Origin of the sequence: Zobellia barbeyronii (assembly GCF_018603515.1) — a bacterium.
Classification (GTDB): domain Bacteria; phylum Bacteroidota; class Bacteroidia; order Flavobacteriales; family Flavobacteriaceae; genus Zobellia; species Zobellia barbeyronii.
The window spans coordinates 201,250-224,267 of the sequence record NZ_JACATN010000004.1; the positions used below are offsets into that span (position 1 = coordinate 201,250).

Here is a 23,018-nt window from a genome sequence, read left to right on the forward strand (position 1 = left end):
TTTACTCTAATATAGTGTTGAATTTAGGTTTCACTTATAAAACTTAGCATCCCTAACTGCATATGCCTCTTTAAGAACCGCTAAGAGAACAGAATCATTTATGCTTTCTAAGGAAGTATAGCGCAAAGACCTAATCACCTTACGACCTTCGGTAACCATATGTTCTTGATGTACCGTAAAGTGTGCACCCTTCCAAAAACCTAAATCTATATAATCTTTGGTTTGGTTCAAATAACAGAATGGCGTTCCATTAATATAATAAAAGGGAACTCTATATTTGAACTTTAAATTAACCTATGGAACCGTTCGCTCAATTACCGATTGCAAATGCATTAGCATACTCCTAAAAGGCTCAGGCTTATCGAGTATGTAATTTTCTGCAGGGTTCATGGGTTAAAATCAGGTTAAATAACAACAAATATAACTACCGCCCGTTGTACTTTATAGACTAAATTTTTATTTTTTTCATGATTATCAGCGCATTAAAAAACAATTTGTTCCACAAAAGATTACTGTTGCTCACCGCACTGGGCACAGTACTTTTAGCCTTAAGGGTGTATTTGACGCAGTCCATAGACTTCACCTTTTTATTGTGGAATCTTTTTTTAGCGCTAATTCCACTTTTTCTATCCAAACAGTTTTTATTTAATGTTCAGGTTGGAAAATCAAAAACATTACGCGTTATAATACTTTTGCTATGGGTTCTATTTTTACCTAATAGCCCTTATATCATTACAGATTTTGTTCATTTAGATAGCGCTAGACCTACCTTTTGGTTAGACCTTTTATTATTTTTTGTCTTTTCCTTAAACGGATTGATTTTAGGGGTCCTCTCTATGATGGATGTCTTTAGTTACCTCAGAAAAAGAAACCATCCCGTTTTAGCCAACGCAATATTACTTTTCGTGAGCTTACTTAGTGGCTATGGTGTCTTCTTAGGCCGTTTTTTACGTTTTAACTCTTGGGACATTGTAACCAAGCCTTTAGTTCTAGCCCAGAGTCTATTCAACTCATTATTTTTAGTAGATGCCTGGTTGTGGATTTTTGGTTTCGGAAGTTTTATCTGGGTTTCATTTTGGGCCCTCAAACCTTTCTTACGTGGCCACGGAACAATGGCTATTAACAACCAAAAAGTTTAATTTCACCTCATACAAGTTGTAAAAGGTTTTGATTTCAGATTTCAGCAACTCAAAATATGTTTTTCAATAGGTAACTCATATTTAAGCTACCAACAACAAAGAAATTATTGATAATTCTTGGGTGCTATTACCGAAATAATCTCTGAATTAGCTTCCCACGTAGTCAGACAAATACTGATAACGTGGCGTGAGTTTCCCGTTTTGGGTCATTCTTGCACGTTCTAAAACCCCATCTTTATCCCCGTTAAAAAATGCAGGAATTACATTTTTAACAAAAGCCTGTCCAAAGCCCTCACTTGCATCTTGTGGAATCTCGCAAGGTAAATTGTCCACTGCCATAACAGCTATAGCAGATTCGTTTTTAAAATCGGTTTCAGATTCTGTTTTAGGGTCATACCCATAAATAGGGTCTGCAATGGTAGAAGGTCGTATTGTAGTAGCCACAGGGCCATCTATATCACAACTAACATCGGCAACCACTTTTATTTTGAAATCTTCCTGTTTAGCATCTTCCCGTGTGAAAAGATAAGGTGCTCCTTGACCATAAAAATGACCTGCAATGAAAAAATCAGAAACTTGGGTAAAGCGAAAAAAGTTGCTTTTATATTCTTCGGGATTAGCAAAAAAATCGGCTTTATTTCCTCTTACTCCATCTTTACGTTTGTTGTAATCTGAAGCATCTATTTGGCAATAAACGGGCTCATCAAAAGTCTCCTCAAGGTATGGCGTAACGTTTACCTTTCTAATATTCATAGCATCGAGCATTTCTTTTGCTCCATTACCGACTCTACCCCTACCTGTCAAAATAATTTTGATATTCGGCAGTTTTATCTTTTTCAACTCTTGAATCAATTCTTGTTGATTGGCTAGATTTTCAGCCTTTGGTAATTGGTATAAGTCGTATTTCAGTCCGTACGTACGTAGTCCATTATACGCGCCAACTATACCGGCATAACGTCCAAAAGCAACCAAACGCTGTTCTTTTTGATTGGTTATAACTTCATGATCATATAATTCAATGTTCTTTTCTAACACCGCTCTCAATAATTTTTTATTGTACGGTTGTTCTTTTATGGTATGTGAAAAGAAAAAGTATTTTTTATTGGGGATCAAACTTTTTATAGGCACTTCCTTTACACCCAAAAGCACATCGCACTCCTCCATTTTAGAAGCTACTACAAAGCCTTTAGCCTTATACTCTTCATCAGAGAAAACGCGAATTGGAGAAGGCTCTACAATAATTTCTGCCTTTGACTGATGGGCTACAACTTTTTGACAGGCCTCCGGTGATAATACAACACGGCGGTCTGGTGGACTTTTACGCTCTCGAATGATTCCGAACTTCATGATAATGGACTTTTACAACTTATGAGTGGACTATGGTTTCAAATGTAACTTATGATTGGAGCCTATCAAAACTTTTTTTGGAATACTTTTTGGGGTATCTTTGCCGACCGCAGTAGTTTTTACTGTTGTGGATTTTTTTTACGGGGCCGACTGGTTTTGACAGCGAGACCAATGGTATTGTAAGCATGTCGAGCGCTGAGAAACAGCTCGTTAATATCATTTTTCACACTTTTAATTGGCGATAATAACTACGCTCTTGCCGCTTAATCTGAATTATAGTAAGATTAGCCTCGTCTCTACTAGGTAGAGAAGCGAGATGTTCCTGAATAGCCTCTGTCGACGGCGATTCAATCCGGAGCACCATAAATGTCGATATAAGGCCATTATTGCTTTGGTAGTGGCACCAAAACTTTAAGAAGCTAAGCGTATATTGGGCCGTTTCCGGTCAGGTATGCGTCGAAAACTAATCGGAAACTAAACATGTAGAAAGCTTTGTTATTGCTTGTTTGGACGAGGGTTCGAATCCCTCCGGCTCCACAAACAAAAAACCACCCAAAGGGTGGTTTTTACATTTTATCTCAGTTAGAAATCTCTAACCCCTAAGCAACGGCTGTAAAGTCTCCCATACCGTATTTGCTACAATTTTATGCCCCTTAATAGTTGGGTGGATACCATCAGCTTGATTTAATGCCGCTATTCCACCCACGTCTTTCAAAATAAATGGAATAAATTCTATGTCATTTTTTTCGGCTAAGTCTATGAACAGCTGTCTAAATTCTGTAGTATATTTTTCTCCCATATTTGGGGGTAGCTGCATACCGGCAAGAATGATTGTGATAGCTGGGCTTTTTTCTCTTACCACGTCTATTATTCCTTGCAAATTTGACCGTGTTTCAGATAAATCCACTCCACGTAGGCCGTCATTGGCACCAAGTTCCAATACGAAAATATCAAGATCTTGTTTTATCACCCAATCAATTCGGCTTCTACCTCCAGCGCTTGTTTCGCCACTTACTCCGGAATTGATTACAGTATAATCTAGGTTTAAAGAATCAATCTTTTGTTGCACTACCGCTGGATACGCATCATCGCTATCATCAAGACCATAACCTGCTGTGATACTATCACCAAAAAATAAAATACTTTTTGTTGCAGTATCTGTTACGACTGTATCTTCAACCTGTTCTGAATCATTTTTAACCTCAGCAGTTTTTTCCTTTTTTGCATCACCACAAGAAAGAAAAAATAAGGCTATAAAAAAATAACTAAACTTTATGAGTTTCTGCCCTAATGGCACTGGTAATTTAGAGTGGAAATCTTTATTATGCGGCTTGAACATAAATGGTATTTAAATTAAGATAATGTCAAAGATATTAAAGATTACCGGTTTGGAGAGAACATACACCAGCGGTAACAAGCAATTAACAGTTTTGCACGACATCTCTTTTGATGTTGAGAAAGGCCAGACTTTTTCAATCGTAGGACCATCGGGAAGTGGGAAGACAACTTTATTGGGCTTATGTGCTGGTTTGGATGCGCCAAATGCGGGTTCGGTAGAATTATGTGGACAGGATTTAAACACCTTAAATGAAGACCAACGTGCCCAATTACGAAATAAGGAGGTTGGTTTTATATTTCAGAATTTTCAGTTGTTACCTACACTTACAGCACTAGAAAATGTGAGCGTTCCTTTAGAACTTCAAGGTGCCAAAGACGCTACTCAAAAAGGTACCGAATTATTGGAAAAAGTAGGTTTAAAAGACCGCTTACATCATTATCCTTCTCAGTTATCCGGTGGCGAGCAGCAACGTGTGGCATTGGCAAGAGCTTTTGCGAATGCACCTTCTATCTTATTTGCAGATGAACCTACGGGAAACCTAGATACTGAAACCGGGGAAAAGGTAATTCAGTTGTTGTTAGACCTGAACAAGGAAAACGGAACAACATTGGTTATTATAACCCACGATTTAGAATTAGCCAACCGTACGCAGCAAATATTGCGACTTAAAGGAGGAAAAATAGTAACCAATCAACCTACTGCTTCAATTTGATGAATTCTAAATCTAACGAAAGTTTACGGACACCTTGGCTTTTTAAAATGGCGTGGCGCGATGCCAAAGCTAGCAAAGTGCGCTTACTGCTATTTATGGCCTCGATTATTTTGGGCATTGCAGCAGTAGTTTCCATTCAATTATTCAGCACGAATTTAAAGGACAATATACAGCGTCAATCAAAAGCATTGATGGGTGCCGATTTCAAAATCGACTCTAAGCAAATACCCACAGAACGGGCACAGGCTATTATCGATTCGCTAAAGCCAGATGCATATGAAGTCAACTTTGTATCCATGGCCGTTTTCCCAAAGAATGGTGGCACCAAATTGGTGAAAATACAAGGCCTGGACGGTGATTTTCCGTTTTATGGGGACATAGAAACGCAACCATCCGCTGTAGCTAACACCTATCAAGAATCAGGTGGTGCGTTGGTAGATGCTACGCTAATGCTTCAATTTGATATTAACCCAGGTGATTCTATAAAAATAGGCGAACTAACCATCCCCATTGCTGGTGCATTAAAAGCAATTCCGGGAAGCACTGCCATCTCAACTTCTGTGGCTCCTCCTGTAATCATTCCGTACCGATATATAAAGGCCACGAATCTCTTGCAATTCGGAAGCCGAAAGGAATACCAATATTATTATAAGACACAAGATACGGTCAATCTAAAACGACTACAAGATAAACTAGAACCTGAACTGGAGCTAGAAAATGCAGATTTAGACACACATACCAGCACCACAAAACGCTTGGGCAGCCGTTATGACAATGTTGGGAAATTCTTGAACCTAGCTGCCTTTATAGCCTTGCTTTTAGGATGTATTGGTATTGCCAGTTCCGTACATATTTACATCAAAGAAAAGCTAAAAGCCATTGCTATTTTAAAATGCATGGGTGCTTCCAGACTACAAAGTTTTCTGATTTTCTTGATACAGATTGCTGGGATAGGCATCGTTGGAGGTCTTATCGGTTCACTCATAGGCATTGGTATTCAAGAGCTATTTCCATATTTACTTAAAGAATTTTTGCCCTTTGACCTTGAAATCACCATCACTGCACAACCTTTGATAATCGGTGTGTTGCTTGGGCTATTTATGTCCGTTTTATTCGCGCTTCTTCCCTTATTGAGAACTTGGTATGTATCGCCTTTAGACGTATTACGGGTCGATGAAAATTCGTCGCAAGAGCCGCAATCCATACGATTGTTGGTGTTCGGAGTTATTCTGGTATTCTTGTTTTTATTTTCCTTTTGGCTGATAAAAGATGCCATGTACGCCTTAGCATTTGTTGCTGGTACGCTTATCACTTTTGCAATTCTAGCGGTTGTAGCTTCGCTTTTCACAAGGATGGTTAAACGCTTTTTTCCAAAACATTGGAGCTTTACGGCACGCCAAAGTTTACTCAACCTGTTTAGGCCAAACAACCAAACAGTTGTATTGGTAGTTGCCATAGGTTTGGGAACCTTCTTGATTAGCACTTTATATTTCACCAAAGATATTCTATTGGCAAAAGCAGAAATTGGACAGACTTCCGAAAACGCCAATATTATTATCTTGGATATTCAGCCTAAACAGCGCGATTCGGTTGCAAAAAGTATAAAGGACCAAGGTTTTCCTGTTCTTAAAAACATTCCTTTGGTCACCATGCGCATGCATAACATTAATGGTAAATCAGTCAACGAGCTCCGAAAAGACACCACACACCAAATTCGCCGTTGGATTTTGAACCATGAGTTCAGAACCACATACCGCGATTCCCTCGCTCCTTCTGAAAAATTGTTGGAAGGCACATGGACTCCTGAGATAAAAGAGGGCGAACCTGTGTACATTTCTATTTCCGATAATCTTTCCAGAGATGCTAAAATAGGCGTGGACGACCCTGTTGTTTTTAATGTTCAGGGTGTATTAATGGAAACTACAGTCGGTAGCATCCGTGAAGTGGATTGGGCACAAATGCAACTTAATTTTTCCGTGGTGTTTCCTAAAGGAGTTTTGGAAAAAGCACCTCAATTCAATGTTTTTACCAGCAATATTCCGGATGAAAAAGGCTCAGCGTTAATGCAACGGGATTTAGTCGCTAAATTTCCGAATGTGACCATTATAGATTTACGACAGGTTTCTTCTTTAATAGAAGGTATACTAGACCAAGTATCTTGGATTATCAATTTCATGGCCTTCTTTAGCATTTTCACGGGTATTATTGTCCTTATCGGTTCCGTTAGAACAAGTAAATACCAACGTATTAAAGAGAGTGTTTTGCTTCGTACGTTGGGCGCCAAGAACAACCAGATTTTAAAAATATCTGCCTTAGAGTATATCTTTTTAGGTCTACTGGGTAGTTTAGTGGGGATCATACTTGCTTTGGTAAGTAGCCTTTGCTTGGCGGTGTTTATTTTCAAGGAACCGTTTGTACCTTCCTTGATTCCATTTTTGGTGTTTTTACCTGGAATTACATTGCTGGTTTTGGCAATTGGCTTAAGCAACATACAAACTGTATTGCGCAGTTCGCCTTTGGAAGTTTTAAGGAGGGAATCCTGATATTGCCCCCTCCTCTATTCTAAGGTTTCAAATAGAGTTAAAGAAAAAGCAGTACTTTAGAAAGACCATAACATTTATGCCGTTGGGGTAAAACTCGCGTTCAAAAAGCAAATATGAAACAAGCAATTCATTCCAAAATACTGCTTCTTGTTTTCTTTCTACTAACCTGTGGTTCCTTTGCTCAGCAGCAAAAAAACAGTCAGGAAAGCATAGTATCACAGAACCAAAATGAAGTTTTGTTTACCGCTGTTCTTACCAAGCATTTAAACGCTGTTACCACTAAAAACTTAGAGGCCTTAAAAGCTACACTGTCTCCCAATGGAGCTATGGAACTGATCCAACCTAGTTCAGAAATTGTGTATTCTGTTGATGGATTTATAAAGTTTCACGAAGATTGGTTTAAGATGCCTAACTGGACGGTAAGCACGAAAATACTGAGTACCGATGTTGGTGATACTATTGGCGTAGCTACAACGGAATTTATGTACAAAGAGCCTGAGAGAAATGGCAAACCCTATTTTAATAGATTGATTGTAAGCTATACTTTGGAGAAAACAAACGGCAATTGGTATGTGATTAAAGACCATGCTAGTTCCGTTGAAAAAACTGAAAATTAAATAGCCTACGGACGTATTTCAAAAGCATCCCTATTACCCAGAAAAAATGGGAATTGAGCCAAATAAATTCACGAGTAAAAGAATAGAAGTCCCTGAAACTTTTCAGGATATTTTTACGCATTTCTATAGAGCTGAAAACCGTTCAGATTACCCCATTACCAAAACGCTCGTTCCCAGCTTTCAAATTATTATGGTTTTTAGTTTTGGTGCGCCTGTTCAATTTAAAACAGAGCGCAATACTCAAATGATAATTGAAAAATGCCTTGTCCTTGGCCCCATAAAAAAAGCTTTTGATTATACTTTACCTGCTGGTTCGGATATGCTGGTCGCCAATTTTAAAGACGATGCCTTTTATCGCTTTTTTGGTAAAGTGATTTTATCCGATTACCTACCTACAAATCCAGATTCGCTTTTAACCGAGAATTGCTTTACTAATCTCTGGCAGCTTATTAAAAAAGTAACCCCAAAAGAGCGTGTAAACCTGATTCTAGATTTCTGCAAACCCTATTTAAAACAAAGTGAAACAGCTTTTCAAAAATTAGCTGATTATACAGGCGACTATACAGTCTTTAACCCCATTAAAATTATAGCTCAGGAAACCCAACAGAGCGAAAGAACTATTCAGCTCAACCATAAAAAATACTTTGGTTATACCGCCAAAGAAAAGAGCCGGTACGAGAAATTTATAAAAGCAATCGGGTTGCTACAAAACCAATCCTCCAAAGTAAATTGGTTCGCTATTATTGAGGCTTGCGGTTATTATGACCAAAGTCAATTGATACACGACTTCAAACACTTCTCGGGCCACACGCCTACTCAATACCTCAAATTCTCACAGGATATTTGCCAAACGGAATAGCATTTCGTTTTCTTACAATTACAGCCCAAAGGACAGAGCTAAATTTGCTTCATCAATCTAAAATCCATAGAAAATGAAGCATCTTATTATCTACGCGCATCCCAATGCAGCCAGTCTAAACTTCCATTTAAAACAGACGGTTGCAGAAACCCTAAAACAGCAAAATCACGAAGTGGTCATTAGAAATCTGTACGACCTCAACTTTAACCCTATTCTTTCTTTGGAAGACATGTCCGGGCAGCACATGGGTGAGGTTTCAAAAGATGTCAAAAAAGAACAAGAATACATTTCTTGGGCGGAGCACATCACCCTTATCTACCCTATTTGGTGGACCGGAATGCCCGCCATAATGAAAGGGTATATAGATCGTGTTTTTAGTTATGGCTTTGCTTACCGCTATGATGCTGGTATTCAAAAAGGACTCCTCAAAAAAAAGCAAACGACTATAATCAATACCCATGGAAAATCGCAAGCAGAATACGAAAGCATTGGCATGGACAAAGCCCTTTCCCTAACATCTGACACAGGTATTTTTAAGTATTGTGGACTGGAAGTAGCACAACATTTCTTTTTTGACCAAGCGGATAGACCATCGCCTGAACGCATACAAGAATGGATGGAAATGCTCATAGCTGCATATCAAATATAGTCTTGACATTAAAGGAGTTCAAAATTGGTATATTTATACTTCCGGTTTTAGTTTTATAGAAGTTACAACCGGAGACCACAACCCATACCTATACCAACATGAAACTACCAATTACCTTAGTATTGCTTACTCTCGGGCTTTTTTCTGGCGCTGCCCAAAACGAAGCGAATGTCTATTTTACCACCGGATTCAAAATTGGAGAAGTAACGGATTCTTCCGCTATTATTCTGACTAGACTTTGTAAAACGGAACAACCCGTGGCGGTATACCACAAGCAAGTGGATAAAGTGTTCCGACCTCCCATCGATTTTGATAACAACATGCCTATTTCTGAGATGGAAGGTGCGGTTGACGGTTCCTCGGGACAAGTGAAAATCAACCTGAAATCAAAAGACACGCTGATCAGTACGGAATGGGAATATGTTTCCGGTTACAGAGATTTTACACTGAAACAGAAGTTTGAAGGCTTACGCCCCAACACCCATTATGACATACAAATACAAGGGAGAAAAAGTGAAGACGCCCCAGTAGCTGAAATAAAAGGGTCATTTTCTACCGCGCCGTCTGCAGACCAAGTGGTACCGGTGTTTTTCACCTCATCTACTTGTCAATTTTATTGGTCTCATGATGATGCGGTTCGTGGTTTTAAAATCTATGACAGCATGCTTAAAATGAATCCGCTGTTCCATTGCCAAACGGGAGATTACGTGTATTATGACAAACCCGGCCCTATGGCCTACACCGTAGAATTGGCAAGGCACAAATGGCACGCCATGAATTCTTGGCCTGCCCTATTCGACTTTTATAAAAACACGCCAGCTTACTTACAAAAGGACGATCACGATTTATTGAAAGACGACGCGACTTCGTATTCCACACCTTTTGGCGAATTAAGCTATGAGGACGGTCTTGATATTTGGCGCGAGCAAGTACCCATTATTGACAGGCCTTACCGAACATTTAGATGGGGTAAAGATGTACAAATATGGAACGTAGAGGTACGCGAATACCGCAGTGACAATAAATCTCCGGACGGAAAGGAAAAAACCATTTGGGGAAAAGAACAGATTGCTTGGTTTAAGGAAACCGTAGAAGCATCAGATGCTACATTTAAAATTCTAGTTTCGCCCACTCCTATAGTTGGGCCTGACCGCTCAAAAGGGAAATATGACAACCACTCCAATACCTCATTTGCAACAGAAGGAAAATGGCTGCGCCAGTATTTGGCCGACCAAAATGTACTGGTCATTAATGGTGATAGGCATTGGCAATATGTTTCCGTAGATCCTGTAACAGGGCTACGCGAATTCAGTCAAGGGCCGGTGAGTGATTTTCATGCCCAAGGTTGGAATCAGGAAGACAAACGTCCCGAACATAAATTCTTAAGAGTACAAGGTGGATTTTTAGCGGTAAAGGTGTACCGCGAGAAAAAAGAAGCAGTAATTGAATTTACCCATTATGATGTGGATGGGAACGAAGTAAATAAAGAGGTCATAAAAGTAGCTGTATAACCTCCCATATGCTAATAAATAGCGGCTATAAGGGTATTTCCCTATTCAACACTTTCATAATAAAGAATACGGTCAGGGAAATGGAGAAACAGACAATCATTGCCAAGGTGTCCTCCCCTTCTATACGGGTTTTAAGCTTTGTATAAATTGCTTTCATAACAAGTAATTTGCTACAAAGTTCTCTCTTATTTCATGTCAGCGAGCAGAAACCCGTCCAACCGAAACTATTGAGGACAAGCGGTATACGATATTTACATGGTCGTAAAACCTATACCGCATAGCGAATTTATTCTCTTGCTTAAAAAGTGAAGCTCTTAAATTCTACTACAAATTCTTAGGATTCACCCCAATAGAATTAAACAACTTGGCTTTTGCGGAGAAAAACTTGTTCTGAACTGCATTTCTTTTCAGTTCTGCATCTATGAGTTTACTTTCCCTAGAATTCACCAAAAACAAAGAACTCTCCCCAAAACCGAACTTCCGTTCTTCAGCGGCGACCATGGTGTTGTAATTAAAAACCACATCGTCTATTAAAACATTTTGCTTTTCAAAAGATTCCAATTCCCGGTACAGTCCCACTATTTTGTTCTTGATCCGTATTTCAGCATCGTCCATTTCAAACTCGGCATTTTGTAATTTCAGTTTCGCCAGTTTTAAATCGCCGCGTTCTTTCCTTAGAAAAAGGGGCACGCTAAAAGCTACACCACCTTTGTAAGCTTCTGTGGTAAAACTGGAAATGTATTCCGGTTTCTGCGTCAAAAAATTATACTGCAATTCAATTTTAGGCAAAAGCTTGTTGGCTTTCAATCGCTTTTCTACGGTGAGCCCATCAATCTTATACCCCAAAGATTTTAACTTCGGGTGGTTCTCTATAGAAAAGCTATCCAAGGGCATGCCCATAATTTCTAGTGTCGTATCAATATCACCTGCCAAATTGGTCTCCGGTGTTACATTGGCCTGTAGCTCCACCGGCATATTATCGCCCATCCAAAGAAAATTAGAAAGCTCCAATGCACTTTTCATAAAGCGGACTTTTGCCTGCTCCAAATTCAGCTCACGGTCTTGCATGGCTATTTTAGCTTCCACCGTATCAATTGCGGCAACCTCCCCAACTTGGGCACTCTTTTTCACTCCTTCAAAACGCATTTCGGCATTCGCCAAAAAATCAGCATATACTTGCGCATCTTGGTAAGCATGCAACCAATCAAAATACGCCAAAGAAGCCTCAAAAAGCACCTCGTTCACCTGTAAATCGCGCTCTACTAATGAACGCTCTTTAAAAATCTTGGCCTGTTTTAAAGTAGCCATACGTTGGTTTATCCAAAGTCCCTGCCCTACGGACATAGAAATTCCGGCACTATACAACCCATCTTCTGGAACCGTATTCTCTGGGTTTAAATACACTCCTTCATTCTGCTCAAAGTTTCCTTTCAGCTCCACACCGTACCAAGTAGGTATTTTAAAAGTAGCGTTCAGGCGGTCATAATATTCCGTGCCCTTAAATTCCTTGCGGTCATAATCTACCTCTATCTTAGGATCAAAACCACCACGCGAACTCATGAGTTGCGCCTGCCCCATTCCTATATTCAGTTGGGCCTGTTTGGCTATGGGATGGTACTTTTTTACGTATCCCAGATATTCGTTAAAACCTAAAACCACCTCTCCGGGCTGTTGGGCCTGCGCACCAAAACAGCATACAACAAAGAGATAAAACAGTAATTTCTTCATCATTTTTCCTTTTTAGCAGTCGTTTCTTTTGGCTGATAATAGTTAGGTGGGAATCCGTTTATCTGGCGCCATAACTCAAACCAAATAGGTACATCGTCTAAAAGTGATATGGTATTGGCACCGGAACCAACACGAATATCCTTTGGCCAAGGTTCTGCCTCCGGGTCATCGTCCGGAGCAACCAATACGCGGTATTTTCCACTGGTATCTATAAAAGTTTCCACGGCTACAATTTTCCCTGCAAAAGTTCCATAGGAAGCATTGGGCCAACCGCTGAAAACAATTGCCGGCCAACCATCAAACTGAATCCGTACTTTTTCGCCTACGTGTACCAAAGGCAAGTCTATAGGGGCCACAAAAGTTTCTACTGCCTTTTCAAACTCGGATGGCATAATACCCACCAAACGGTCTCCCTCTTTAAAATTCTGACCTATGCCGCCTTGCACCGCTTTATTGATATAACCGCTCTGTGGTGCCTTTATATAATACATACCTGTACGTATCTCATAATTGGCAAATTGGTTCTCTAGCTTGCTCACCTGCGCCTCAGAATCAAACTGATTGGATTGTGCCGTGTACATATCACTCTGTGCTTTAGAAATCTTGTCCGTGTAGGATACTCGTACCCGGTTAATTTCCATGGTGGCATTGAGGACTTCGTTTTTAGCGGCCAAGACTTTATTTTCCTGAGAAATGAGCTTGGCTTGCGTTTCTTGAAGCTTCAATCTTTTCTCCTCCACATCGGTCATGGCTTTTAGGCCTTCTTGTTGCAATTGCTCTATACGGCCGTATTGGCGCTCGGCAATCTCAAGATTTGTACGTGCGGCCTCCAAGTCTATACTATCGCTCTTTACCTTCAGTTTGGATTGCAACAGTTTGTTTCTGGATTGCTCCAATTTTAGGTTCCGCTCGTTACCCAATGCAGCAATCTGATTGTTTAATGCACCCACTTTACCCTGATACGATTCTACGGACATATTCTTTGCCGCTATCTGCTGCCCTGTTCTTTCCACTAAACGTGGGTCAAAATACTCGTTCTTTACTTCGGAAATATGTAAAATGGTATCCCCTTTTTTTACATAATCACCCTCTTGCACGTACCATTTTTCTATACGTCCGGGAATGGGCGATTGTATGCTCTGCGGCCGGTGTTCCGGACTTAGCGTAGTTAGACTTCCCGTACCCCGCACGCTCTGCGTCCACGGTAGGAACAAAAGAATAAATCCAAAAAGTGCGGACCCCAACAAGAACCGGTTAAAGTGCTTGTAGTGCCTTTGGTGAAAAACCTTATCGGTAGATTTGTATCCCGTTAGGTGCACCGTTTTATTTATAGGATTAGTAGATATATTTAGCATAGCTTCTTAGGTTATGGAAACAAGTTGCCCCTGGTTCAACGTAATTATTTTTTGGCATGCTTTTAACCATCTCAGGTCATTGCTTACAACTATTAATGCCCATGGGTTTGACTTGTTGGTCAGAAACTTCATGATTCGCTCCGCTTCTACCTCATCAAACTGGTCCAAAGGATCATCTAATAAGAGTAGTTTTGGCATGTGCACAATACTTCTTGCCAAGACTATTTTACGAGATATGGTATAGGGTATGTGTTGCCCTTCCGGATAAATCATAGAGTTGAGTCCGTTGGGCTGTTCTTTTATGAACTGTAGCAAACCAACATTCTCCAATACCCAATGCAGGTCTACATGCGGAATTCGTTTATCGCCAAAAGTGATGTTCTCCAAAATAGTCCCTTCAAACGGACTCTCTTCTGGAATACTCTGCCCTAGGAAAGACCTATAATGGTTAGGATTAATACCCTTTAGCGAAAAATCGTTCGCATAGATATTACCCTCGGTAGGCTCTATAATACCCGCAATCAAGCGCAGTAAAGTAGATTTACCGGAACCGTTCTCGCCAATGATCAGCTGTCTGCTTCCCGGCTCTATTTTAAATGAAATATCATGTAAGATGTTTTTCCTATTGCCCGTACTAAAAGAAACCTTATCCAGTTCTACCGTTAAATTATCATCATCTCGCAAGGGCATTTCACCACCTTGGTTCTCTAATTCGCGATCAACCACCTGACCAATTTTTTCAAGAGAGGTCAACAAATCATAGAAGGTTTCAAAACCACGTATAAGCTTTTCAACAGAAGTAATAACCAATAGAATAATAATTTCCGCCGCTACAAATTGCCCAATGTTCATTTCTTGGTTGAGTACCAGCAAGCCACCAATAACAAGCAGCCCAGCGGTAACCAGAACCTTAAACCCGATCATTTGTATAAATTGCATCAACAATACCCTAAAGTGGCTTTCCCTAGACTTTAAGTATTCCGTAACCAGGTTATCGTTCTTATCTACGGCAAGACTTGTCCGGCCAGATAGTTTAAAACTTACTTGCGAACGGGCCACTTCCTGTATCCAATGGGCTACTTTGTATTTCAATTTTGACTCCTCTAAGCTGGTATCCATCCCTTTTTGTACCGTAAAACGGAAAACGAGGTAGACCAATAACAGCAATAGAATTCCGTAGATAATAAAAAACGGATGATAGAAAGACAGCAGCAACAACCCAAATATAATTTGTAAGATGGCTGCAGGCACATCTAGCAAAAGCTTGGAAAGGCCCTTTTGTACGGTTATGGTATCAAAAAAACGGTTGGCCAGTTCTGGCGGATAATAATCCCGTATTTCGCTCATCTTAATTTTTGGAAACCGGTAGGTAAACTCAAAAGAAGCCCGTGTAAATATTTTCTGTTGCATATTCTCCACAATGCGTATTTGCATGATCTGGAGAATACCGGCAAAGGCCACACCACCCGTAACCAGGACTACCAAAAGAATCCACGAAGTACTAATTTCCGCACCCTGTATAAGGTTTATAATAGATTGTATACCCAGCGGAAGCGAGAGGTTTACCAAACCCGCAAAAATGGCATAATAAAAAGTTTGTAGTACGTCTCTTTTATCTAGTTTAAGCAAGCCCATAAGGCGTTGCCAAGAGGTAAGTATTTTTTTAGCCATTCAGTTTATTATTTAAAGAATTAAATACCAGTTCTGTAAAGTAGTTGGTTGGGTCTCCTTTTTCATGACAGTCCGTTAAGGAGGCAAAATGGTCTTTTAGAAAATGTTGGTGCAGCGAGCCTTCCAATACCGTACTGGCCAAACTGCTAGGATATGTATAAGCTGCATCTACCGCATAAATCATAGTGCTTAAGCGGTTTACCAATCTTTTGTAGATCACAAAATACCCCTCTTTATTATCTGCATCTACCTCTTTGGTCAAATAAGATTTAGAATACTCGTTGATAACAATATTGTTCAAAAGCACCTCATTAATATGCGAGAAGTTAGAATCTATCTCCGTGGGTTTGGTAACGATCTCCAAGGCCTTTTTTAATTTTTCCTGTGGGTCCTGTATGCTATTGGTAGAGAAAACCAATTTGTATTCTAACCAACCCCAATACCAAGAAGCTAGGTACAATAACAATTTATGCTTGTTCTCAAAATAACGGTAGATAGAACTTTCATTGCTCTTTATTCTAACGCCCAACTTTTTAAAAGTGAAGGTCTCAAAACCCATTTCTTGGATCAGTAAAATGCTCTGCTCCACAATGCGTTTTCCCAAAGCGGTAGACTCTGGGTCTTTAATATATATCTTCTCGTTAATTCCTATTTTAATAGATTGTAATAGCCGATCCATATGCTTCAAATAATAGTTACAGGGGCAAATATAATAGTATTACTATTATAACTCAATAGTTTAACTTTTATTTTTGATACAAATACTATCTTTATTAACTCATTTACTACTGTTTGTAGGTTTCAATTCTTCTTTTTATAGGCCGATGAAATAGGGATTATAGCCCAATACTAGCACACCCTAGACCATTGGGAGTACTGTAAAATAAAAGAAGTACGAGAAGAAGACCATACATACAATTGAAAAACGAACCCCACCGAAGCAGCACAAAAACCACCAAAATGCCGATGCTCTTATATTTTTGTAAAAAGTGTGCTGGAATCTTAAAAAAAACTCTTCTACGTCGATAAATTCGTACGTTTTGTCGAATAACTGTCAGAAAGAAGCAATTGTAAAACGGACACTTGCCGTATCTCAACTTAAATATTGATATTTAAAGTTCTGTACGAAAAAGGCTCTGAGTTTTGAGAGTGGAGTAAGTTCAATTAAGGGTGTAAATACTTTGTTTTAGTAATAAATAGATTCTGTATGGATTCATTTAACGTCTAACGTCAAAAAAACAAGTGGCAAGTAACTTCAAAAATAAATCACAAAATCAAAATGGAACAAAAAACGTTAAAACAATTACGACTATTACTTCCAGGAATATTTGCAGTAATAATTGGTACGTATTATTATTTTATAATTGCAAATAAAGAATTTTCTGAAATTGAATTTAAAGAGTTTTCTATTCCTTTTCTAATTGCTATAGCTTTTGGCGCATTATTTTATTTGACAGATATTAGATTTCTAGTAACCAATTATTCTCATAAGAAAATTGATTTAAATATTAAAAATCATATACTTAAACTCTACACAAAGCCCTTAAGTGACAAGCAAAAACAGTTTTTATATCAAAAAAATAGGCTAAAGAATGTATTTTATAACATTATTGATAACGATGAATCATTAAAGAAAAAACAAACAAATGTTTTCCTTAATGGATTAATCTGGACTTCTACCGCTGATTTACTCATAATCTGCTTCCTTTTTTCAATATTATTTTTAATTTCAATATTCATTTTCAATAAATCATCTAACCTATTACTTATGGGTGGATTTATAATGATTTTAATTGCTTTAATATCTCTATTCGCCCACATATTAGCCTTTCTTAAACACGTAAAATTATCCAATGAACAAATCGAATATATAGAAACTCATCACATCAATAGAGTTGACGAAATAATTGATGGATTGATTAGTAATATTTGATTTAATGATTAAAGGAGATACAAATGCAATTGAGGTTATAATTCAAGAATATCAAAAAAATGATATTCCTTGGTTCATAGGATATAGTGGAGGAAAAGATTCTTCTTCTATGCTTTCCTTAGTATTTAGGGCCTTTATGAAAATTAATAAATTTCATAAAGATGTAACAGTCATGTATTGTGATACTGGTGTTGAAAATCCAATTGTAACAGATTACGTATACGAAACGTTTGAAAAACTTAAAAAAGAATGTTTAATACATAAAATACCTCTAAAATTTAAAATCCTTAAACCAAAATTAAATGACAGATTCTTTGTCAAAGTAATTGGTCGTGGGTATCCAACACCGACAAATATTTTTAGGTGGTGTACTGATAAATTAAGAATAAACCCAGTAAAACAATTGATTGAAAAAGATGATAAGGCCATTATTCTACTTGGAATCAGAAATACCGAAAGCGAACAAAGAGATAGAACAATTGAAAAACATAAAACTTCTAACGAATATTATTTAAAGCAAAACGGATCTTCAAATAAGTTAATTTTCAGCCCAATTATTAATCACACTCTTGAAGATGTTTGGCTTACTTTACGTTATGCAGATTTACCTAAAAGTATAGACTTTGCAACTATTAGAGATATATACCAAGATGCAGAATCTGAATGTCCTGTTTACAGAGAAACGAAAGGTTCTTCTTGCGGGAATTCTCGCTTTGGATGTTGGACTTGCACTGTAGTTAGAAAAGATAAGTCTATGGGAAATTTAATAGAGAACGGCTATTCTGAGTTAAAAGAATTATACGAATTCCGTAACTGGATTTCAGAATTTAGAGATAATGAAAAGTATCGTTGTGATTATCGCCGTAATGGTATAAAAGGTTTAGGACCAATAACTTTAGAAGGGAGAGAAATTATCTTAATGAAGTTATTGACCGCCGAAAGAATCAGCGGACTAAATCTAATTAGTGATGAAGAGATTAAAAGAATATATGAACTCTGGGAAATTGATAAATGCAACGAAAAATATGTGGAAAAAACATCCTTTAAGATTAATTGATGGAACAAGTCCTACTTAATTATACTCTAGCGAATTTTCTGTTTAGTCAGTATTTGTAAGGTTATATTCTAAACAAAACAACAAACCATACACAAATACGTTAGCACAAAGTTCGAAAACAGAATTATTAAACATGAAATTTAGCACAAAAAATTGGTTTGGTTTATTTCGGTATCTTATCGTAATGTGGACAGGATCATGCATTTTTGCTTTAATAGTAATATTTTTTATCTCTCCAGCTGATTTCATTAATTATACTTTTAGTTCTTCGCATGACCCGAAAGATGTAAAAAAGGCAGTTAATATGTGCATCGTCTCAATAATTATAGGGTTACCCATATCAATCAAAATATTAAACGAAATTCTAGAAGAATAGTGAAATTAAGTTAAAACAGAGGATGGGAGAAAAACTTAAAAGAATATTGTCTTTGATTCAATTGCAACCCTCGTAGTGATTTTTTATATTTTTATAATTTCCCTAATAATAGTCTATTTTTTTTTAGATAATTGATCTTAGAAAAACCTGCAAAATTAACTCAAGAACTTTAGGCTTACCAAGAATATATAACCACACTTACTAAATGAAAATTAAAAGCACCATATTTTTATTTTTGTTTATAGTTTCCTGTTCAATTAATAAAAAGAACTCCGAAAAAAGCGAATCGGAATCAAATTTTATCGACTCAACTGATTTTAAATACTTTGGACTCAAAAAATTTGATATTCAAGATTGGTACGATGGAAAAATTGAATTAAAAACTTTATCAAAAGAAGATGCTAGCAAATATTATCAGCACCGTTTGAGACCTAATACTTCTGATAATAAAACTTATTATCAATTCTATTCAATTCAAAAAAATACCGATGAATTAAAAATAATTACCATAATTGACGGTGCAACTGGTAAATTTCCGGATTTAAGAATGCTTATTTATAATAAGAAAGATAGCTTAATCGGATTTTATCCCGTTGCTGGAATTGGAAATGAGCCTGACTGGAATTTAAAATACCGAGTGACTTCAAACAGAATTAATGACACAACATACCTTAGTACCAGAATAGAAGAATACGTTGGGGAATTTGATTTAGAAAAATTAAGGCGAGATTCAACTATAACCAAGTTCGCAATTGGATTAGGATATAAGATGGAAGCTAAAGTTCTTGAAAAACAGAAATACGAACTGGAATGAAAATCCCTGCTATCGCAAGCGTCACACTCGTGCCAGCTTGCTCCACCAACAAATTTGTAACGACCAGATATATCAACTACTTTTTATAACTAGACCTTAGGCTGTAATTTGAAAAAACACAAATGGCAAGAATATACGGGACAATAGAATCATTAAAATCCTTAAAGTCCAAATTAGAGAATAAAGGAATTTCAAGGTTTAGTTCTGTAAAAGAAATTAAAGGTTTTTTATCAAATTATAAGTCAGAAAAACAATTAATTCTCGATGCCACTTCAGCGCAGTTGGATGCAGAATATTTTAAAACTTGCAAAAGCCTAGAACTTAAAATCAAGAAAAAAACTGAAATAATCAATTTCCAAGAACAAACAGTAAAGAATAAAACCAACGAAATACAGCGAAAAATTGATTTAATTCAAAATAAGAACGGAGAGAACTTTTTAAAAAAGATGCTTTCGAGTATCAATCTCGTCTTTTTAAAAAAAGAATCGAACCGTTATCTCAAAAAGACAACTGAACTGACAAATTCATCTCTTAACAATATATCTAGAGGTATTGAAAATGATCAAGCTTTTATAAGAGAATATGAAACGGAAAAGCAATACTTAATTGAAAAAAGAGCAAAACCTAAAACCGAAAAATTAGAATATACCCTGAGTGTAATAGAAAACTCAAAGAATCTAATTTCAGGGGCAATTGGGGAAAATTTGGTCGTTAAGGAAATAAAAAAACTATCTGATGATTATGTTTTAATTAATGACTTTAACTTAAATTTTGCTCGTCCCATTTTTTACAAAAAACATAATCAAAGAATCTATTCCATACAAATTGACCATCTTTTAATATCCAAAGCAGGAATTTTTATAATTGAAACAAAAAACTGGAGTACATCATCAGTAGAGTCAATCAGTTTAAGGTCACCAATAGAACAAATCGAAAGGGCAAATTTTGCGCTTTACATCTATATTTCTGAAAACATAACTTTAAATGGTCATCATTGGGGTGAACAACAAATTCCAATACGAAATCTTATTGTTATGATAAATAACAAACCAAAAGGTAAGTTCAAATATGTAAAAGTTAAACTCTTAAATGAAATGAACGATTACATAAAATATTTTGAACCTGTTTTAACGGAAAACCAAGTAAACAGAATAACTAATATTTTAAATTGATGAGAAATTAGTGCTAGCAATGTATAACCGCAATTACGGCAGATTCGACTACCCAACAACCAATTAGGTTTGGAGTAAACTAAGCAGTGCGAAACTCTATATCTAAATTGAAATACTTTAAAACGTATGATAACTGAATTAGTCTTAACAGATTACAAAGTCCAACAGACTGGAGCTGATGGTGGTCATCATTACATTTCCACAGAAATTGAGCATAAAGGAGAAATAAGAAAGTTGGTTGTTTTATTCGCTAATAAATCCGACGAAAGTGAGCTAAAAGACAACAAGCAAATTCGCATAAAAGGACAGCTCGTTGATGAAGGAAATAATGTTGATTTAATGATGACCGATACAACTCTGGAAAAGTAGAAAATTGTAACCTTGTAATTAGTCAATCTAAACTTAAAACTTACCAAGAAGGTACTGCAATAGCTATACTAAATAAAAATAAGAAGACCATTACATATTTAAAACCTGTTTCGCTTTAATTGTTTTAGGTGTCCTTTCTTCGGTAGTCATGTATCGTATTGGAAAAAAGAAATAAAACAACCAATTGGTTACGGCGCAATTTTTGAAGCTACAATCAACATGAAAAAAGCCCTACTTCTTTCTTTACTTTTTCTTTTTACTGGTTGGTTCGCTAACGCGCAAGATGCTCCTATCCCAGAATTTAATTTATATGGCACGTGGGTGTTTGAATGGAATGACCGTGAAGACCCGCCAGAAAGGTTGTATTACTCCAAAAGAATTGATTCTGAACCCATTTTGAGTGAAAATTGGATGAGCATAACACTTTTGGCCCATAATGCATGTAAAACCGGAGAAAGCTACAGTGTTAATGGATGGTGCGCAACCGGTACAAGTGCTTCCTCAGCAACCCCACAGTATTGGCTCTACACTCCCGAAAATGAAACTGTACTCATTTTTTCTAACAATGAACCTGAAAAGAAAATGAGCAAAACGGAGCTTAAGAAAAATGCCGTTTCCAACCCAGAGCTATGGACGGAATACCAAATTGTAAGACTACCCAACAACCAATTAGGTTTGGAGTGAGCTACTTTTTATTAAAACTAAAAAGTAATAGCTCAAAGATTTTCGAGAAGAGTAACCCAAAGCTTTTTATAAATTAGTCAATATTTTCTTACATTAGAGAAACGAATCATTTCCTGTAAGTACAATGAAATACGAAATAAAAATACCAAAACCCTGTAATTCTAAATGGAGCGAAATGACGCCTACAGAAAAAGGTATGTTTTGTTCCTCCTGTGAAAAAGAGGTTATAGATTTTACGAATACATCTAACTATCAATTAGCCCAACTTTTAGATAGCAACCAAAAGATATGTGGCAAATTTAAAGCCAAACAACTAAATCGGGAAATTTTATCTACAGAGCATAATCAGTTTTCAAAAGCGGGGCTTCTCGTCGGCATATCAACTTTACTATCCATTGCAACGCCAGCATTTGGCCAAAATAAAGTAACTGAAATCAGTATTATTGAGCAACTAAATCAAAAAGGAGAACAATCGGTTTTACCTAAAAAAGAATCAGATTCAATTCAGATTAAAGGGAACGCGTTTGATACTAGCGGTGGTTTAGCCAGTATAAATATTATGATAAAAGGTTCTTCTTACGGTACGCAAACAGATACTGACGGGAATTTTTCAATACCTATTGCCACTAAAGAATTCGGTAATAACCCCACTCTTGTCTTCTCTTTTATTGGTTTTAAAATGCAAGAGATAGAAGTCACTGCCCAAACTGGGTTTCTAAAGGTAAAAATGGTAGAAGATGATACCGTACTTGGAGACGTTGAATTTATTAAAAAACAAAGTTTCTTTAGAAAAGTTGGCAACTTGTTCAGAAAAAAGGAGGATAAAAATTGTCACTAAAAAACTAAAGGCTTCCATATTCATTGTTTTCTTAAAGGGTAACTATTCAACTGGATGTATTGAAAAAATAACCTGTTCAAAACAGTAACTATTCTTTTTTTAATTTCTTCACTTACGTAAGAATATACTTTCTTTTTATTCGTTCTGTTCTAATCACAGTCGGTTTTTAGTAATCTAAAAACAACGGTCTGGGACTAGATAAAAGACTTACGGGTTAGACCAAAAAGGATTCAGATTTATGGAATATCATATTTCAAATTAAACCTTTGCCCCACCCTTTTGTCTTACTGAACATAAAATATAAA

At 37.1% G+C, this 23,018-nt stretch carries 20 protein-coding genes, 1 other RNA gene and 1 pseudogene; 15 read left to right on the forward strand and 7 right to left on the reverse strand.

From position 1 onward, the window contains the following. Nucleotides 1-30: 30 nt before the first annotated feature. Nucleotides 31-273 (reverse strand): annotated as a pseudogene (locus tag HW347_RS13300) (DUF1801 domain-containing protein); the annotation flags it as partial. A gap of 194 nt (nt 274-467) precedes the next feature. Here HW347_RS13300 and HW347_RS13305 point away from each other — a divergent pair. Next, nucleotides 468-1,139, forward strand: coding sequence for a DUF1361 domain-containing protein (locus tag HW347_RS13305; RefSeq protein WP_214612308.1), 672 nt, complete (start codon nt 468-470; stop codon nt 1,137-1,139). 147 nt (nt 1,140-1,286) lie between these two features. Here HW347_RS13305 and HW347_RS13310 read toward each other — a convergent pair whose 3' ends face one another. Next, the gene (locus HW347_RS13310) at nt 1,287-2,486 is read right to left on the reverse strand and encodes an NAD(P)-dependent oxidoreductase (protein WP_214612309.1); all 1,200 of its coding nucleotides are present in this window, start codon (nt 2,484-2,486) and stop codon (nt 1,287-1,289) included. A 142-nt stretch (nt 2,487-2,628) separates the two neighbouring features. Here HW347_RS13310 and ssrA point away from each other — a divergent pair. Next, nucleotides 2,629-3,026: a transfer-messenger RNA gene (gene ssrA, locus HW347_RS13315) on the forward strand. Between the two features lie 52 nt (nt 3,027-3,078). Here the strand turns inward: ssrA and HW347_RS13320 are convergent. Beyond that, nucleotides 3,079-3,825: an arylesterase gene (locus HW347_RS13320; RefSeq protein ID WP_214612310.1), complete on the reverse strand. Its 747-nt coding sequence runs from the start codon at nt 3,823-3,825 to the stop codon at nt 3,079-3,081. 22 nt (nt 3,826-3,847) lie between these two features. Between HW347_RS13320 and HW347_RS13325 the strand changes: the two genes are divergently transcribed. The 6 genes from HW347_RS13325 to HW347_RS13350 all read left to right on the forward strand — a co-directional run bounded on the left by HW347_RS13325 (nt 3,848) and on the right by HW347_RS13350 (nt 10,716). Then, a complete protein-coding gene (locus HW347_RS13325; RefSeq protein ID WP_214612311.1) occupies nt 3,848-4,537 on the forward strand; it encodes an ABC transporter ATP-binding protein in 690 nt (229 codons plus the stop codon). Between the two features lie 47 nt (nt 4,538-4,584). Next, a complete protein-coding gene (locus tag HW347_RS13330) occupies nt 4,585-7,080 on the forward strand; it encodes an ABC transporter permease (protein WP_214612769.1) in 2,496 nt (831 codons plus the stop codon). A 113-nt stretch (nt 7,081-7,193) separates the two neighbouring features. Further along, entirely contained in the window at nt 7,194-7,697 is a 504-nt protein-coding gene (locus HW347_RS13335) for a YybH family protein (protein ID WP_214612312.1), read from the forward strand. Between the two features lie 46 nt (nt 7,698-7,743). Further along, nucleotides 7,744-8,556 carry a helix-turn-helix domain-containing protein gene (locus tag HW347_RS13340; protein WP_214612313.1) on the forward strand — a complete coding sequence of 271 codons (813 nt, stop codon included), beginning with the start codon at nt 7,744-7,746 and terminating at the stop codon, nt 8,554-8,556. A gap of 73 nt (nt 8,557-8,629) precedes the next feature. Beyond that, on the forward strand, nt 8,630-9,205 hold the full coding sequence (locus HW347_RS13345; RefSeq protein ID WP_214612314.1) for an NAD(P)H-dependent oxidoreductase: 576 nt from the start codon (nt 8,630-8,632) through the stop codon (nt 9,203-9,205). Nucleotides 9,206-9,303: 98 nt separating this feature from the next. Further along, the gene (locus tag HW347_RS13350; RefSeq protein ID WP_214612315.1) at nt 9,304-10,716 is read left to right on the forward strand and encodes an alkaline phosphatase D family protein; all 1,413 of its coding nucleotides are present in this window, start codon (nt 9,304-9,306) and stop codon (nt 10,714-10,716) included. 324 nt (nt 10,717-11,040) lie between these two features. Here the strand turns inward: HW347_RS13350 and HW347_RS13355 are convergent, their stop codons facing one another. The 4 genes from HW347_RS13355 to HW347_RS13370 are packed head-to-tail and all read right to left on the reverse strand — an operon-like array spanning nt 11,041 to nt 16,149. Further along, nucleotides 11,041-12,447, reverse strand: coding sequence for a TolC family protein (locus tag HW347_RS13355; protein ID WP_317195321.1), 1,407 nt, complete (start codon nt 12,445-12,447; stop codon nt 11,041-11,043). Then, nucleotides 12,444-13,799, reverse strand: coding sequence for an HlyD family secretion protein (locus tag HW347_RS13360; protein ID WP_214612316.1), 1,356 nt, complete (start codon nt 13,797-13,799; stop codon nt 12,444-12,446). The genes HW347_RS13355 and HW347_RS13360 overlap by 4 nt, the downstream gene beginning before the upstream one ends. Nucleotides 13,800-13,805: 6 nt before the next feature. Then, on the reverse strand, nt 13,806-15,470 hold the full coding sequence (locus tag HW347_RS13365) for a peptidase domain-containing ABC transporter (protein ID WP_214612317.1): 1,665 nt from the start codon (nt 15,468-15,470) through the stop codon (nt 13,806-13,808). Then, entirely contained in the window at nt 15,463-16,149 is a 687-nt protein-coding gene (locus tag HW347_RS13370) for a TetR/AcrR family transcriptional regulator (protein ID WP_214612318.1), read from the reverse strand. Before HW347_RS13370 ends, HW347_RS13365 begins: the two co-directional genes overlap by 8 nt. Nucleotides 16,150-16,749: 600 nt before the next feature. On the opposite strand from HW347_RS13370, the gene HW347_RS13375 reads away from it, so the two are divergent. The 7 genes from HW347_RS13375 (at nt 16,750) to HW347_RS13405 (ending at nt 22,713) form a co-directional block, all read left to right on the forward strand. Further along, entirely contained in the window at nt 16,750-17,403 is a 654-nt protein-coding gene (locus tag HW347_RS13375; protein ID WP_214612319.1) for a hypothetical protein, read from the forward strand. A 4-nt stretch (nt 17,404-17,407) separates the two neighbouring features. Beyond that, on the forward strand, nt 17,408-18,460 hold the full coding sequence (locus HW347_RS13380; protein ID WP_214612320.1) for a phosphoadenosine phosphosulfate reductase domain-containing protein: 1,053 nt from the start codon (nt 17,408-17,410) through the stop codon (nt 18,458-18,460). Nucleotides 18,461-19,041: 581 nt separating this feature from the next. Beyond that, on the forward strand, nt 19,042-19,650 hold the full coding sequence (locus HW347_RS13385; RefSeq protein ID WP_214612321.1) for a hypothetical protein: 609 nt from the start codon (nt 19,042-19,044) through the stop codon (nt 19,648-19,650). A 122-nt stretch (nt 19,651-19,772) separates the two neighbouring features. Then, nucleotides 19,773-20,822 (forward strand): nuclease-related domain-containing protein, encoded by a 1,050-nt coding sequence (locus HW347_RS13390; protein ID WP_214612322.1) that lies wholly within the window; start codon nt 19,773-19,775, stop codon nt 20,820-20,822. A gap of 126 nt (nt 20,823-20,948) precedes the next feature. Then, nucleotides 20,949-21,191: a hypothetical protein gene (locus HW347_RS13395; protein ID WP_214612323.1), complete on the forward strand. Its 243-nt coding sequence runs from the start codon at nt 20,949-20,951 to the stop codon at nt 21,189-21,191. A 219-nt stretch (nt 21,192-21,410) separates the two neighbouring features. After that, a complete protein-coding gene (locus HW347_RS13400; protein WP_214612324.1) occupies nt 21,411-21,875 on the forward strand; it encodes a hypothetical protein in 465 nt (154 codons plus the stop codon). A 175-nt stretch (nt 21,876-22,050) separates the two neighbouring features. Further along, nucleotides 22,051-22,713, forward strand: a complete 663-nt coding sequence (locus HW347_RS13405) for a carboxypeptidase-like regulatory domain-containing protein (RefSeq protein ID WP_214612325.1) — start codon at nt 22,051-22,053, stop codon at nt 22,711-22,713. The last annotated feature ends 305 nt before the right edge of the window (nt 22,714-23,018 follow it).